The following is a 14,708-nucleotide window of genomic DNA, read 5'->3' on the forward strand; positions in this document are numbered from 1 at the left end:
ATCTACGAAAAACAGGAAGGCCCTCAGCCTCAAAGAAACGCACTGATTTTGTCAGCATACATTTTTCCAACGGGTAGTTCGATGCTTGAAAGCGACACTTTGGAGTGGTGAAATGCTACGATTTTTTGTTTGTTGATGATGTAAGAATTGTGGATTCGGGCAAAGTATTTTTCGGGAAGTTTTGCTTCCATGCCTCTGAGGTTGCTACGGGTCAGGAGAGGATGCACCCGATTGACCAGATAAATTTTTACGTAATCTTTCAGCCCTTCGATATAGACAATTTCCTCAAAAAGCAGCTTAACTTTCTGATATTCGACGTTGATTACAAGGTAGTGTTCTTCCGAATCTTCTTTTAATTTCTCTCGTAGTCTCAACTGGTCTTCTACTTTTTTAAGGGCAGCGGCCAGTCGTTCTTTCCGGATGGGTTTCATCAAATAATCAACGGCATTGAGTTCAAACCCCTCTACGGCGTATTGATGATAGGCCGTAGTAAAAATAACCAAAGGTGGGTTTTCTAAATTTCGGACAAACTGCGTACCGAGCATTTCGGGCATCTGAATGTCCGAAAATATCAAATCAACGTCCTGCTTTTGGAGAAAATCAGGCACATCCACTGGACTATTGAATTTCTCAATGACCTCTACGTTGTCAAAATCCAGTAGATCGTCTTCGAGAATATTCAGTGCAAATGGCTCATCGTCAATTAAAATACATTTTATATTCATCAGCACCCAAACCCCAAATGGGGCTTTATTTATAGGTTTTAATGTAATTCCAATCTTAGTTGAACTTCAAACTCCCCCTCTGACATATTGATGGTCAGTTCGTGCTTGTTAGGGTAGAGTAATTCCAGCCTCCTTTGGATATTCACTAGGCCAATACCCTCGTTTTGAACGGTTGTTTTCTTCAACAGAATTTTATTTTTTGAGTGAAAGAGAATACCACTCGGTAGTTTCCTAAACTCAAATCGAATGTCGGGCGCATTTTTGCTGTCAATGCCGTACTTGAAAGCATTTTCTACAAAATGAATAAATAAAAGTGGCTCAATTTGATAATGATTAATCCCGTCTTCTACCTTAAAAAAGACGTTGCCTGCTATCGGTAAGCGAAGGCTTTGCAGTTCAATATAGTTTTTGAGGTGTTCTATTTCTTTACTCAACGCCACCTTCGTATCTCCCACCTCATAAATGATATACCGCAGGATTTCAGAAAGTTTGAGGATAGACTCCTCCGATTGTTCGGATTTTTTACGGACAAGCCAACGAATATTATTAAGCGTATTGAACAGAAAATGGGGGCTTATCTGCAATTTGAGCATATTGAGTTCGGTGGCTGTTTTTTCAAGTTCAATCAAGCGGTTGAGGTTTTTCTGACGGGCCTGTTCGTCGTACAAAAACATCATCGTACTCGTCAGCATACATAAAGAATAAATAAAGGTAGGGCCAACAAACACCCGAATAAAAAGGTTTTTTCTCTCTTCGAACTCTCTTATTTCTGCAACAGGATCGAATTTTAGCATCAAATAACAAATGAAAATGTAAATACCCAGTCCTAAAAAGAGAAAAGCAATAAATGTTAGCCGTCTCTTCTCAAAAAAGTACTTTGGGGCGATGTAGTAAAGATTCAGATAGAATGCTGTGGCAAAAAAAGTGATATTCAGAAAATGAGTTTTGACAAAATACACATTGACTTCTGAGGCTTTCTGGGGCTCATATAAATAGCCAATGAAAGGCAAAAACAAGAAAATAGCCCACGTGAGTATATGAGGTAAATAAGGCCTTATTATTTTCTTTATCATACTGGTTTTCAATAAAAAACAATAATAATCAATTGCGTTATCATTCTAAAATTGGGGCATAAACAAAAATTAGTTGTGCAGAAATGCAGCTGCACCACTCCCAATGATTAAGGAAATACACTCCTCTATCACCCCAAAAACATAGCCGCCTGAACCCCGCGACACAATCACCACATTACTGGCTTGGCAGCATGCGGCGGGTTCTAAAAGTGCTGAAGCAGTAGGCTTTGCGCCCACACACCATATGAAGACAATACAAGCACAAAAGTTTCTTTTTTATAAGGATATTATCTGATTAACAAACGATAAGGGGGACTAAACTTAAAGCAGGCTCAAAAAGGTATCAGAATTACGCCATTTGCTTACTAAATCAATTTCATTTTATCTCTTTGATTCTCAACGCCATGTAGGGGCGCAGAGGTAGCCTAACTTTTTTCAGGTCTTTGTCGAACAAACGATAATCCGTTTCGGGACCCGTTTCAAAAACAGTCGAAACAGCCTGTACGATCATATCCCAAGTGTCTATGATTTCGATGCTGAAACGCTTGCCAGCGGTCAGTTTCGGACCTTCTCCATTTTTAGCGGGGAGGTTAAACAACCAAAAATCATTGACTTCGCTGCCGAAATACACAAAATAATAGCCTTCGCCCGCGGAAGATGTGCGGTAATCGCGACTCACATCGCTCATCGACAGAGGCGAAGGGGCTTCTTCAAGTATTTTTCTTAGAAAGCCAAAACGCTTCCAACTTGTACCATTAAATTGGCCGCCTTTGGCCCAGAAAATAGTATCGGAGGCATCCTTGAACATGTACGACTCACCGTGCGTCACGTACGTACCCGCCATCGCGCCTACCCACGCCAAGTGGGTCATCTCCTCAGGACTGTACCGCCCCCAGCGCGATTTTAAGTTTCCTTCATACCCCACCTCGTCTAGTACAATGGGTTTGTGATACACATTGCGCAGGGTCGACACGCCGCCCGAGTGCCGAAGCGGAGCATCATCCTGAATACTTGCGTGGGTAAACGTTGGCTTCCAGTAGTCATAATAGGTAGCCGTAGAGCCATGAATAGAACACAAATGACGGTACGGATCTGACTCCACCACGGCTTGGGTAAGGGCATCCCAATCGGCGACGGTTTTGGATTTTACATAATCCCACTCGTTGGCCAATGACCACCAAACATTCCGAAAAGACCCCAATCGTGCCGTCAAGTATTTGATATACTGCACATTGACCTCATGAGGCATGGCATCAAACCCCCAACGCCCTTTATCATAAGGATGAAACAAAATCAAATCGGCTTCAATGCCCAGTCGGTTGAGGTCGTCGATGCGTTTTTCGAGGTGTTGAAAAAAGGCGGGATTAAACTGCGTAAAATCCCACACGTTGAGCACATTCCCTTTTTCGTCCTTTTTCACTTCACGCACGACAAAAGGATATAGTTCGGGCTCTTCTTTCACCAATTCGTAATTTTTGGGAAAAACGCACATTCGAATCTTGTTAAATCCTGCGTTTTGAAGCGAACGAAGGGTTTGTTCTTGCAACCCCTGCCCCATGTGGGTCCACGCGTAGGCGGTCGTGCCCAACGGATAATACCGCGTGCCGTCGGCGTACTTAAAATGATGCACATCGCTCACTTTGACGGGTCCACGGTTGTTACCAGTTGCATTGACGCATTCGAACGAGCCTTTTTTGTTGTTGAGTTCTTTTTTGTTGCTGGAAGTTGTAAATGTCCAAGTGCCCGTTTGGGTGGGCATACACCTGACTTTAAAACGGTTGTTGCCGTCATAAAACCCCGCTACCGTAAAAGTAGTATCGGGGCCCACAAATCGGGCGGAAAGTTGCACCTCACGGAAAAGATTTCCGCCCGATGCGTACGACCACTCTGCTTCAAACCTAGCCCAACGTTCAACTTTAGGCTGTGCATACACCACCGCACTGACCGAAAAAGAGAGGCAAAAAACAACTTTCCGAAGTATCGTATTCATTAAACTTATTGGTATATACGTATACAGTTTATTTTATCTCAAATACATAACTTCCCGAAACCAATGGGATAATCACGCTTCCATTTTCTTGCTTCACGCCTTTCCATTGCGCAATGATACTGGTTCTCAATAAAAAACAATAATAGTCAATTACGCTATTATTTTGAAATTGGGGCGTACACAAAAAAGATTTGTACAAATATACAGCTGTACGACCCTAGGTCGAGGGAGGTATTTGTTATAAATATTTGCGGAGCAGTAGTTGATAAGTATCCCAATAGTATTGATTTTAAAATCCTCTTTTTATTTCCTAATTTGCTTGCTACTAGTACTTGAATCATTAGCTATGCGATTCTTTGTTGTTTGTGTAAGTTTTTTATTGTCATTACCTCTGCTGGCCCAAAAACGCTTTCACTACCAGACCTCCGACGAATTGCAGTCTGTCGAATCCTTTGCTTACTACTGGGTCGACTCTTCTAAGGTGATGAATTTTAATCAAATACGCCAGTTATCAGAAGAAGCTTTTGCTCCAAACACCAAAAATTTTCTCAATTTTGGCAATACTGAATACCCCATTTGGCTACGAATTGATGTTGAAAATCAATCAAATGAAGAACTGTACTTGATTCAAGAGTTGCATGATGTTCGGCTTTTAGATGTGTTTCTGATTGACACGAAAGATTCTGTTCGGTTGTGGCAGACGGGGGCAATGCGGCCTTTTGGTACTCATTTTCTAAAACGCAGCAATACTGTTTTTGACTTAGGAAAATCGCCCAAAAGAATTTACCTGCGCATTCAGAACACGAGCGTGTATGTTCCGCTGAAAGTGGGCAACATTCAAGCCATTTCCAATTATTTACACAAATACGATTTGCTTTATGGCGGCATTTACGGCGTTTTATTGGCCCTTATGTTTTACAACTTATTCGTTTTTTTGATCGTTCGAGACAAAGTTTTTCTGTATTATTTCTTCTACATTTTATCCTCTGGATATATCATTTTTAAAGCCGACAACCATCACCAAGAATTTCTATTCAGCCAAATTTCCAATTTTAGTTCAGATATAAACTCTTCCTCTGTCATTACGCTGTTTTTTATTATCTTGTTTGCCAATGCTTATCTGAGAATGAGGGAATTAGTTCCGAAATTCTTTTGGACATTGGTAATTTTGTGGAGTATATGCCTCCTATTGTTACCCTACGAATGGCTTCCCTACAAAGGCTGGGTAAACGACATTTTTCAACTACTTGTTATCTCCATCATGTTGGTACTTTTGGGCGCAAGTATCTATATCCATTTTTTGGGCTTCAAGCACGCAAGGTACTTTGTGTTAGCCTTTGGCTTCTACATTTATGGCGTTGTCAACGTCCTTTTGGGTTTTATGGGTATCGTGTCAATGAACAATTTACGAGCGGCTTACATCTATCAAATTTGCTCGGTTTTGGAGGCTTTATTCTTTGCTTTCGCAGTTGCCTACCGTTTCAATACCTATCGAAAAGAAGCAAAAGATGCCCAAGAAATTGCGTTGAAACGTTTGCAAGAACATGAGCAGCTGCTGCTTAAAAACAGTCAATTGCTGGCCGAAAAATTGCAAATTGAGCAGACTATCAAGACCTATCACGACGACAAAGATTTGAACAAAATACTCCATAAAATCCAAATAGCGAGTCAGCCGATTAGGAAAATTTCCATTCCGACGATTGAGGGGATCATTCTTTTCCCTGAGCAAGACATCAACCGTTTGGAAGCGATGGGAAGTTACTGCACAATTCATTTGACTGACCACAAAAAAATCACAACCTCAAAACCCATGGCGCACTTTGAGCAGATGATTGATGAGACCCAGTTTATGCGCATTCACAAGTCGCATATCGTCAACCTAAACAATGTTACACGCTACATTCGGGGCGAAGGTGGCTGGGTAGAAATGAAAGACAAGGCCGAAGTGCCTGTATCAAGAAGGCTCAAAAACGAACTCTTGCAGCGCTTGACGATTGAATCGTCCGCCGTTTAGAAAGTAGTTGCCGCAGTTCAGAAAGTAGAATTGCTTTGAGGGCATAGTATCGAATACATTTGGAGCGAATTGTATTTCACGCTAAAACCTCGAAACTATGTCAAAATCGGCCAAAACAGTTCTTTTTTTCAGCTACTACCTTTTTCTTGTAGGACTTGAACTCACGTTTATCCCTAATGTCTTCACCAAAACTGCACAATTACCCGAGGCCCACGAACCATACATCCGAGTAGTAGGAATTCTGGCCATTATTCTGGGTGTGTATTATTATCAATCTGCCAAACACGACCTCACTCCTTTCCTCAAAACCACCATTTTAGGCCGTTCGATTTATTTCTTGGGCGCAGTGGGGCTGGTCGTTTCACAAATTACCCCGCCTGTTTTTATTGCCTTCGGCCTGGTTGATTTGTTGGGGGCTATCTGGACTTGGCGAACGCTGAAAAGCGAAGGCAAAATGTAATTCTTTCCTCAAAAACAGTTTTCATTTAAAACAATCCCTTCAATTTCCATGAAAAAAATCATCATTACCACGCTTTGTTTTTTTGCCATTTTACCCATGGCCTTCGCCCAAACGCAAGCCGAAAAACTCTTTCAGGCAAACGTAGAAGAATATCAGAAAAGCCCGATGAAAAACATTTTAGAGCGAGCCACCGATGATTACGTACTGATTTCGGGCAGTGGTTATATTGCCAATAAAGCGCAAATCGTTGCTTTATTTAAAAATGTAAGCCGAGTAGAAGTAAGTTTCAAAGACTTAAAAGTGCGTCAGTTTGGAAACACGGTCATTGCCACAGGCAGAGAACGTTCGGTAAGGCACTACAACGACGGTACGCCAGATTTGACCACCGATTATCTGTCGACCTACGTCTATGAAATCAAGGGAGATTATTTAGTTTCCCTAAGCGGACAGCATACCGTTCCTTCGGCAAAGTAGCTTTTTAAAAACGTTTGCTCAATACATAAAAAACACCAGAGAATCAACGGTTATCATTCTCTGGTGTTCACTTTTTTCTCTGTTAATCTCTGTATAACCTTTATAGCAGCCTTACTCTTTTATTTCAAACGTATAATTTCCCGAAACCAACGGAATAATCACACTTCCATTTTCTTGCTTCACGCCTTTCCATGTGGCAATACCTTTGCCGCTTTCCGTGATTTGAGCCGTGCTTTTTGCGGGTAAATACAAGGTAGCCGACGTGTTGGGCGGCACGGTGGTTTTATAAGTCCATTTGCCGTTTTCCCATTTCCATTCACTGCTGATTTTACCATAAACAGAATCATAATATCCTTTGGCAAAGGTCATTACTTTATCGGGGTCGGGGGTGGGTTTCAGGACAATTTGTTTGAATGCAACACTTTCGGGGTGGCGTTGAATGCCCAACGAATAATTGTACATCCACGACGCCACGGCACCAAACGAATAGTGGTTGAAGGAGTTCATGCTGTTGTTGCCACCAAATCCGTTTTCGACGGTGTACGAGTTGAGGCGCTCCCAAATCGAAGTTGCGCCGTTGACCACCGAATATAACCACGAAGGATAATTTCTTTGTTGCAACAATCGGTACGCCATGTCGTGGTTGCCATTTTCAGACAGGGCTTCGGATATGGAGGCCGTACCGATGAATCCCGTCATCAGTGAGTACTCAGGACGCTCAATGCCGCCATCGTCTTTGTTTTTTCGCTGAATGGCTTCGTTGAGGTACTTCACGGCGAAGGCTTTATTTTCTTCGTTGAATATCCCCAACGCCAACGGAATCGCATAAGATGCCTGCGTATCCATGAGTTGTCCTTTGTCGGATTTTTGCTCAGCCTGTTGCTGCCCGGGAGGGCCCATGCGAGCCGCTCTTACGCCCGACTTGACGGTGCGGTGCGTGTTTTTATCAATGTACACCTCGTTAAACTTCGCTTTGACGGCGTTGTGCTGCGTCATAAAATTGGCCGCTTCTTCGGTTTTCCCCAGAATGGTCGCCACTTTCCCCATGATTTCTAAGTCGTAGGCATAATAGGCCATCCAGAAAAGCGTATTGTCATTTTTACCGTTTTCGGGACTCAACCAGTCGCCCAGCGGGCCTTCGTTCAGAATCCCCGTTGCCTTTTCGACTTTGGAGTCCAAAAACGCTACGTACTTTTTCATGGCGTCGTAATGCTCTTTTAGCAGTTGCACGTCGCCGTATTGTTGGTACGTTTCCCAAGCTACAACGATGCCCGCGCTACCCCAGAGGGTTCCGCCAAAACCACCTCCCATGGGAGCTACGTCGGTAAAACGGCCGCTCTCGGCCTGCACGTCGCGCATGGCCAAGAGATGACGACGGAGAAACAAATCGGAATGGGTCAAATAAGTAGCGCTGCGCGAAAACACCGAAATATCGCCGCTCCAGCCCATGCGCTCGTTGCGGGCGGGGGTATCGGTAGGAATAGAAAGGAAATTGCTGCGCAACGACCACGTAATGTTTTGCCAAAGTTTATTGACCAACTCGTTGGAGGTTTCGTAACTTGACGAAAGGCCCGTAATTGAACTGATGACCAAGCCTTTGACCGAAGCCGCAGAAACAGCTTGGTCGATGCCCGTGATTTCGACATAACGATAGCCGTGGAAAGTAAATCGTGGCTGAATGGTTTCATCGCCGCCTTTCAGAATGTAGGTATCTTGGGTAAGGGCGGCGCGGATGTTTTCCATCATCACCATTCCTTCATTGCCTTTATAATCAGGCAAATTCGGGTATTTTACTTCCGCGTATCGCAGAATAATTTCCTGTCCTTTTTTGCCGTTTTTGATTTGAATCTGCGGCACACCCACCATGTTTTGGCCCATGTCGTACACAAACACCTTGGGTCTCACTTCTTCCACGCTGCGGGCCGTGAGGGTTTTGACGATGCTTGCATTGTCGCCCATTTGCCCGATGAGTTTGAAATCGTTGTACTCCAGCGACGACTTTCTACCCATCACATCGGTAAAAGTTCCCTTAAACGCGTTGCCATCCAGCGGCACTTCCACGGTCGATTTCCAGCCATTGTCGTTATATGAAGCCAGCGACCAATCTTTTATCAGGGCTTCTTTGCCCGCATCATAGACTTCCCCCTGGAAGAAACTTCCGTAGCGAACGGGTCCGTCAGTAAAAAGCTTCCAATCTGTAGGATTTGAGGTAATAATTTGCTCAGAACCATCGGAATACGTAATGACCAATTTACTCAAAAGCGATTGGCGGTCGCCGAAAAAATTCCAGCTTTCACCGCTAAACGTGATGTTTCCGCTCCACCAACCCTCGCTCAACCAAGCTCCGATGGCGTTTTTGGTGCCCTGTTTCACCGAAGCCGTCACGTCGTAGGTTTGGTACATGTGGTTTTTGTTGTACTGCGTCAGGCCTGGATTGAAATAATCGTTGCTCACCCGCTGGCCGTTCAGATACATCTCATAAATCCCGCGTGCCGTTACGTACAAACGGGCGTTTTTGATGGATTTTGCCTGCGTCGCAAAGGTAGTCCTGAGCATTGGCGCCGCATTTTTGCTCGGATTAGCCAAAATCAGGGCATTACCTTTGATTTTATAAGCGCCATTTTCAACCGTCAGGTTAGGCGATTTGAAAATGCCCGAATAGGTAGTCGAACTAAGTTTTTCCGTAAATAAAGCGTTGGAAGGAAAACGGTAGTTTTTGACGCTTACTTCCGAAAATTGCGCCGTTTGATTGCTCCCAACCCCAAAACCAATATCGGCCAACATCGGAAAGCTAATGTAGTTGTTACCACTGCCCACGGGATTTAGGTTAATACCCCGCGCACCAAAGCCACCTCCCGCCGCTGGGCCGGTTGTTTTTTCTTTCAGTTTGTTATCGTTTTCTCTTCCATCAATGTACAGCTCAAACAACCCAAAATTACAGTCGGCAAATACCTTGTGCTTTTCGTATTTGTTGGCGTTATTGATGAGTTTTTGCGGAATCTCAAGGCTTTTAAACGGTACTTCTGCTTTGTCGTCGGGCGTGTAGCCTACCCGGTAAATATGCAATTTTGCTAATCCTTCGGGAGAATCATTTACGCCCGAAATGTCCAATTCAAACGCGATATAGCTTTGATTATCACCCGTTTCAACGCCCATTAGATTCAAGGCTTTTTTCATCAACCGCTTATCGTTTCCGCCAAACAAAAAAGACGCTTTGGTCGAATTCGTAGCTTTATCGAGCTGAATACCGTATTCAAATTTGAATACCGACAGATAATGCGAATAAAACACCAAGTCATCCTCGCCGCCACCAATCCATCGTGCCCCCGACCAAGCAGAGATATTTGGGTTCATCAGGCCCGTTTCAAACCACGAACTGCTTGATACAGTAGCGTTTGCATTGTCCCAAACCGTCACTTTCCAAGTATAACGCGTGGTAGCTTTTAGCGGAGTGCCCGCGTATTCGATACCGTGCGAAATATCGGAGTTGACTTTTTTAGAATCCCAAACCACCTGATTATTGGCATCGGTCACCACGATTTGATAGGCTTTTTGCGCGTATCCTCGTTTGGAATCTAAGGCCTTCATTTGCCAACTAAAATGCGGATTAGCAATGTCAATCCCCAAAGGTTTTTCCTGATAATCCACGCTTAAATTGACGATGGACACACCCGCAAAAACGGGAGCAATCAGGGCGGTCAGCAATAAGAGAATAAAGGAGAATTTCTTCATAGGTTTTAGATGATTTCAGAGATGAGAAGGGCGTTATCAATGAGTAGATGGGACAGTATTCTTTTGTAAGTTCAAAAGAATAACAATTTTATACTATCCGTATCCTGTACAATCCCACTATTGACTCATCGTGAGACAATAAAAGAGAGCAACTTCAGAAAATGAGTTTGTCTGTGTATTTTTCACTATTCAATGATTTTTCTCGTATTTTAGTGAAAAATAAAGATTACAAGAGGTATGAACTCTTCCGTTACAACACTTTTTCACGAGGCAGAACGCTTAGACAATCGTTCATTAGATGCCTTTATTGACGATATTCTTTCGTTGCGTATTCGGCGTGAAACTCCTGATAAACAGAAAGAAGAGGCTATGTTGTTGAAAAAAATAAACAGAAGCCTACCTATTGAACAAATACAACGTTTTAGAGTGTTAAACCAAAAACGCTTGGAAGATGATATTTCAGAGCCAGAGTATGCTGAATTGCTTATTTTACTCCATAAAATTGAAAAGCTGAATGTGAGCCGTCTCAAATATTTAACCTCACTTGCCCGATTGCGTAAGGTTTCTGTCCGCGAATTGATGAATCAATTAGGTATTTCAAACTCCCTGAATGGCTAAATTTTATATTTCATCAAGTATCAAACAGGCCATTTTTGCAAGAGCGCAGGGTTATTGCGAGTATTGTAAAAGTTCTGCTGACTTTACCACAGAACCATTTTCCATTGAGCATATCCTGCCGCTTTCTAAAAATGGCTCAAATGATTTTCTTAATTTGGCATTGGCCTGCCTCGGATGCAATATTATCAAATCTGACAAAACTGAATTTATTGACCCTGTTTCATTACAAGTTTCCTCCTTGTTCAATCCACGTACAATGTTGTGGGGTAATCATTTTATATGGGATGACACATTGACTTCAATTATTGGCAAAACAGCTATCGGGCGAGCAACTATCGAAGCTTTAAAACTGAATCGCCGGCCATTAATAAACCTTAGACGCGCCCTAATCGCCATCGGCGAACATCCTCCTAAATAACGCTACAAATAGTACGCCGCGCTGCGACTTATGTTTATCCTCCTTCTATTTCACATAGGTTAGTCTTTATCCTCATATGACACAAACTCATAGGTAGCGTCGCCACCGGATACATTAAATTTCAAAAAACCCCTTGAACCATGTGTATTACCGCGCCAAGATGGTCGTCCAGCGATGGATCCACCAGTTATGTAGTGGGTTTTTCCCGCTATATTTAAGTCCTCAAACCAGTGAATGTGTCCTTGAAGAACAAACTTGAGGTTATGGTCTTTAAAAAGGGTTAAGACTTCGTTACGGTTAGAAACTGGGGGCTGAGAGAGATAGCCGTTTTGAGGAGGATGCAGGTCATGATAAGTTGTAACCAAAGGAATATGGGCCACCACCACCACGGGTGTTTCGGGTTTTACGGAACTGAGATCGTTTTTTATCCACTTTAACTGACCTTCATCCACTCTCCCAATATACTTATAGTTATCTACATCCAGAACGTTTAAGACAATGAAATGCCATCCTTTGTGGTCAAATGAATAGTAGGGGTCACCAAAATATCGCTTGAACATGCCCAGTTTATAGTCGGGATGTGAGGAATCCTCTGGGCTTTCCTCATATATGCCAAAGAGGTCGTGGTTTCCTACGCAATTGTAAACCGGAACTTTAAATCTACGGGTCTGACTGAGGTAATAGGTAAAAAGAGAATCTCCTTTTGCTCGATTCCCCCGCATAATATCAAAAATCTGGTCTCCTCCTGAAAGTACAAAGTCAGGTTTTATTTGCTCTATTCGTTGTACTACTTTATTGAATGCTTTTTCTACAACGGGGTCGGGGCGCAAATGCATATCAGTCATAAAAACGAAGGAAAAGTTTCCGTTTTGAGCCAAAACTGTTTCTACACTGAGACAGTAAAACAAAACAAGTAGAAGGTGCTTCATTATGAAAATACGATTTTTAAAGGTATAACTTAAAAAAGCACTGTTCAGGCTATGGCGTTAGATAAATAAAAGAGATACAATCAAACCCCTCTGAAGTTGGTGAAAAACACCAACTTCGGCAGAGACTCTAACTGCTTTACCCAAGCTTCACTCCTTTCATCACCTCTTCCTTCATAAAGGGCTGATTGTAAAGCCGTTTTCCCGTGGCTTTAAAGAAGGCATTGGCCAAAGCCGCCGCTGCTGGCGGCAGGGCGGGCTCTCCGAGTCCCGTCGGATTGATGGCGCTGTCTACAAAATATACCTCTATGTCGGGGATTTCTTTCATGCGTATCAGGCGGTAGGTGTCGAAGTTTTTTTGGTCGGGTACGCCGTCTTTGAGGGTTACTTCACCGTACAAGGCGTGTCCCAAACCGTCAATGATACCTCCTTTTACCTGTTGGTACGCACCGCTTAGGTTCACAACTACCCCACAATCTACCGCTGCGTACATTTTAAGCAATACGGGATTCCCATTCTGCATTTCAATCTCAGCCACCTGCGCGATGTACGAGCCGTGCGAAAAATAAGCACTGAACCCTTGGAATACCTTTTTGTTTTTGCCCCAACCTGATTTTTCCTCTACCAATTCGATTACGCCTTTCATGCGGTCAATATCATATTTTACCGCTCCAGTGGGCGATTTTTTGGCTTTATCAAGGTACGCCAGTCGGTATTCGATAGGGTCGCGGTTGGCGGCCGTGGCGATTTCATCAAAAAAAGATTGCTCAGCAAATCCCAGAAAATTCTCAGAAGGTGCCCGCCACGGACTCGTCGTTACGGGGGATTTATGGTCGATGGAATCCACCAAAAAATTAGGCACGGCTCCAGCGGGAAAATGATCAGGACGGGTGCTATTGCCAGAGTTGACGCCCACCCCGCGCATTCTATACCCAATCCAATTGCCCTCAGCATCCAGTGCCGCCTGAAAACGATAGCGCATCGCGGGTCGGTATTGGCCGCCTCGCATGTCGTCTTCCCGCGTCCACATTACTTTGACGGGCGCTTTCAAGAGGCTTGACAACTCGGCCGCTTCCATCGAATAGTCGGAGCGCTGCCTACGTCCGAAGCCGCCTCCCATGCGCGTCATTTCCAGCGTAATCTTCTCAAGTTCAACGCCTAACAATTTAGCAACATTCTTTCGGGTGTCTTCGGGCAATTGGGCAGGGCCAATCAATTCCACGCCATCCGAACGCACATGGGCAAAGAAATTCATCGGCTCCATGCAGGCATGGGATAAAAAAGGCGCTTGGTACTCCCGCGTAATTACCTTGGCGGCGGTTTTAAAGACGGCCTCCACATCGCCGTCTTTACGCGAGGGTTTTACTTCTGCTTTATCCAACAGTTGTTTCATCAAACGGTCATGGTCGGCCGTACTTTCGACCGCACCGTCTGGCTCGTATTCAACTTTCAGTAATTTCCGGGCTTTGGTTACCTGCCACGTAGATTTGCCCAAAACCGCCACTTTGTCTTTAAAAATAACCACATCGACAATGCCTGGCATGGCCTTGGCCGCAGTCACATCTGCTGATTTTATTTTTGTCCCAAACGGAGGACGTTCAATCATGGCCAGCAACATTCCTTCACGGTAGACGTCCAAACCATACAACGGCTTGCCCGTAATCATCTCCGCATTGTCGACGTTGTGAATGGGCTTACCAATCAATTTATAGTCTTTTTTCGCTTTGAATTTCACTTCTGTCGGAACCGCCATCGTAGCCGCTTCCGTGGCCAATGCCCCGTAGTTGAGCTTACGACCAGTTTCTTTATGCAACACAAACCCGTTTTCGGTGGTCAACGTTGCCGAAGAAACATTCCAGCGTTTGGCGGCCGCTTCCATCAACATCAGTCGGGCGGTAGCTCCAGCTTTGCGCAGTCGGTCCCATGAATGCTGCATGGCACCGCTTCCTGCGGTGGCCTGACGGTTGAATTTTTGCGTATCCAAATTGGCCTGTACCACTTTCACATTTTTCCAATCGGCATCCAGTTCTTCGGCCACAATCATCGGAAAAGACGTTTTGATGTTTTGTCCCACCTCGGGATTGGGTGACAAAATGGTAATTACATTATCGGGAGAAATGGAAAGGTAACTGTTAAACGACACCTCCCCTGCGGCACTTTCTGTGAGTGGAGCCGTCAGCGCGTCGGTCCAGCGAAAACTCAGCAAAAACCCGCCTCCCGCCATGACGGAGGCTTTTATAAAATCTCTTCTGGTTGATTTCATTGACATGATGTGTGG

11 protein-coding genes are annotated in these 14,708 nt (G+C 44.0%); 5 read left to right on the forward strand and 6 right to left on the reverse strand.

Annotated elements, in window-relative coordinates; genetic code table 11:
* Nucleotides 1-29: 29 nt before the first annotated feature.
* The 3 genes from DVG78_RS26130 to DVG78_RS26140 all read right to left on the reverse strand — a co-directional run bounded on the left by DVG78_RS26130 (nt 30) and on the right by DVG78_RS26140 (nt 3,788).
* Nucleotides 30-725, reverse strand: a complete 696-nt coding sequence (locus DVG78_RS26130; protein WP_114463948.1) for a LytR/AlgR family response regulator transcription factor — start codon at nt 723-725, stop codon at nt 30-32.
* 38 nt (nt 726-763) lie between these two features.
* Nucleotides 764-1,417: a sensor histidine kinase gene (locus tag DVG78_RS30130; RefSeq protein ID WP_158550100.1), complete on the reverse strand. Its 654-nt coding sequence runs from the start codon at nt 1,415-1,417 to the stop codon at nt 764-766.
* A gap of 757 nt (nt 1,418-2,174) precedes the next feature.
* Complete coding sequence (locus tag DVG78_RS26140) at nt 2,175-3,788, reverse strand: apiosidase-like domain-containing protein (protein WP_114463950.1); 1,614 nt, start codon at nt 3,786-3,788, stop codon at nt 2,175-2,177.
* A 346-nt stretch (nt 3,789-4,134) separates the two neighbouring features.
* On the opposite strand from DVG78_RS26140, the gene DVG78_RS26145 reads away from it, so the two are divergent.
* The 3 genes from DVG78_RS26145 (at nt 4,135) to DVG78_RS26155 (ending at nt 6,736) form a co-directional block, all read left to right on the forward strand.
* Complete coding sequence (locus DVG78_RS26145) at nt 4,135-5,802, forward strand: 7TM diverse intracellular signaling domain-containing protein (protein ID WP_114463951.1); 1,668 nt, start codon at nt 4,135-4,137, stop codon at nt 5,800-5,802.
* Nucleotides 5,803-5,899: 97 nt separating this feature from the next.
* Nucleotides 5,900-6,262: a hypothetical protein gene (locus DVG78_RS26150; protein WP_114463952.1), complete on the forward strand. Its 363-nt coding sequence runs from the start codon at nt 5,900-5,902 to the stop codon at nt 6,260-6,262.
* 48 nt (nt 6,263-6,310) lie between these two features.
* Nucleotides 6,311-6,736 (forward strand): nuclear transport factor 2 family protein, encoded by a 426-nt coding sequence (locus DVG78_RS26155; RefSeq protein ID WP_114463953.1) that lies wholly within the window; start codon nt 6,311-6,313, stop codon nt 6,734-6,736.
* A gap of 111 nt (nt 6,737-6,847) precedes the next feature.
* Here the strand turns inward: DVG78_RS26155 and DVG78_RS26160 are convergent, their stop codons facing one another.
* Nucleotides 6,848-10,468 carry an alpha-L-rhamnosidase gene (locus DVG78_RS26160; RefSeq protein ID WP_114463954.1) on the reverse strand — a complete coding sequence of 1,207 codons (3,621 nt, stop codon included), beginning with the start codon at nt 10,466-10,468 and terminating at the stop codon, nt 6,848-6,850.
* 237 nt (nt 10,469-10,705) lie between these two features.
* Between DVG78_RS26160 and DVG78_RS26165 the strand changes: the two genes are divergently transcribed.
* Both DVG78_RS26165 and DVG78_RS26170 read left to right on the forward strand, forming a co-directional pair.
* Nucleotides 10,706-11,086, forward strand: coding sequence for a hypothetical protein (locus DVG78_RS26165; protein WP_114463955.1), 381 nt, complete (start codon nt 10,706-10,708; stop codon nt 11,084-11,086).
* Nucleotides 11,079-11,504: an HNH endonuclease gene (locus tag DVG78_RS26170; protein ID WP_114463956.1), complete on the forward strand. Its 426-nt coding sequence runs from the start codon at nt 11,079-11,081 to the stop codon at nt 11,502-11,504. Before DVG78_RS26165 ends, DVG78_RS26170 begins: the two co-directional genes overlap by 8 nt.
* A 59-nt stretch (nt 11,505-11,563) precedes the next feature.
* On the opposite strand, the gene DVG78_RS26175 is transcribed toward DVG78_RS26170, so the two are convergent.
* Nucleotides 11,564-12,433 carry a metallophosphoesterase family protein gene (locus tag DVG78_RS26175; RefSeq protein ID WP_114463957.1) on the reverse strand — a complete coding sequence of 290 codons (870 nt, stop codon included), beginning with the start codon at nt 12,431-12,433 and terminating at the stop codon, nt 11,564-11,566.
* Nucleotides 12,434-12,569: 136 nt separating this feature from the next.
* Nucleotides 12,570-14,699 (reverse strand): xanthine dehydrogenase family protein molybdopterin-binding subunit, encoded by a 2,130-nt coding sequence (locus DVG78_RS26180; protein WP_199563299.1) that lies wholly within the window; start codon nt 14,697-14,699, stop codon nt 12,570-12,572.
* Between the last annotated feature and the right edge of the window lie 9 nt (nt 14,700-14,708).

Origin of the sequence: Runella aurantiaca, from assembly GCF_003339505.1 — a bacterium.
GTDB lineage: Bacteria > Bacteroidota > Bacteroidia > Cytophagales > Spirosomataceae > Runella > Runella aurantiaca.

Coding starts and splice junctions, on each gene's coding strand:
- DVG78_RS26130 (WP_114463948.1), bottom strand. CDS start 725: ATGAATATAAAATGTATTTTAATTGACGATGAGCCATTTGCACTGAAT.
- DVG78_RS30130 (WP_158550100.1), bottom strand. CDS start 1,417: ATGCTGACGAGTACGATGATGTTTTTGTACGACGAACAGGCCCGTCAG.
- DVG78_RS26140 (WP_114463950.1), bottom strand. CDS start 3,788: ATGAATACGATACTTCGGAAAGTTGTTTTTTGCCTCTCTTTTTCGGTC.
- DVG78_RS26145 (WP_114463951.1), top strand. CDS start 4,135: ATGCGATTCTTTGTTGTTTGTGTAAGTTTTTTATTGTCATTACCTCTG.
- DVG78_RS26150 (WP_114463952.1), top strand. CDS start 5,900: ATGTCAAAATCGGCCAAAACAGTTCTTTTTTTCAGCTACTACCTTTTT.
- DVG78_RS26155 (WP_114463953.1), top strand. CDS start 6,311: ATGAAAAAAATCATCATTACCACGCTTTGTTTTTTTGCCATTTTACCC.
- DVG78_RS26160 (WP_114463954.1), bottom strand. CDS start 10,468: ATGAAGAAATTCTCCTTTATTCTCTTATTGCTGACCGCCCTGATTGCT.
- DVG78_RS26165 (WP_114463955.1), top strand. CDS start 10,706: ATGAACTCTTCCGTTACAACACTTTTTCACGAGGCAGAACGCTTAGAC.
- DVG78_RS26170 (WP_114463956.1), top strand. CDS start 11,079: ATGGCTAAATTTTATATTTCATCAAGTATCAAACAGGCCATTTTTGCA.
- DVG78_RS26175 (WP_114463957.1), bottom strand. CDS start 12,433: ATGAAGCACCTTCTACTTGTTTTGTTTTACTGTCTCAGTGTAGAAACA.
- DVG78_RS26180 (WP_199563299.1), bottom strand. CDS start 14,699: ATGTCAATGAAATCAACCAGAAGAGATTTTATAAAAGCCTCCGTCATG.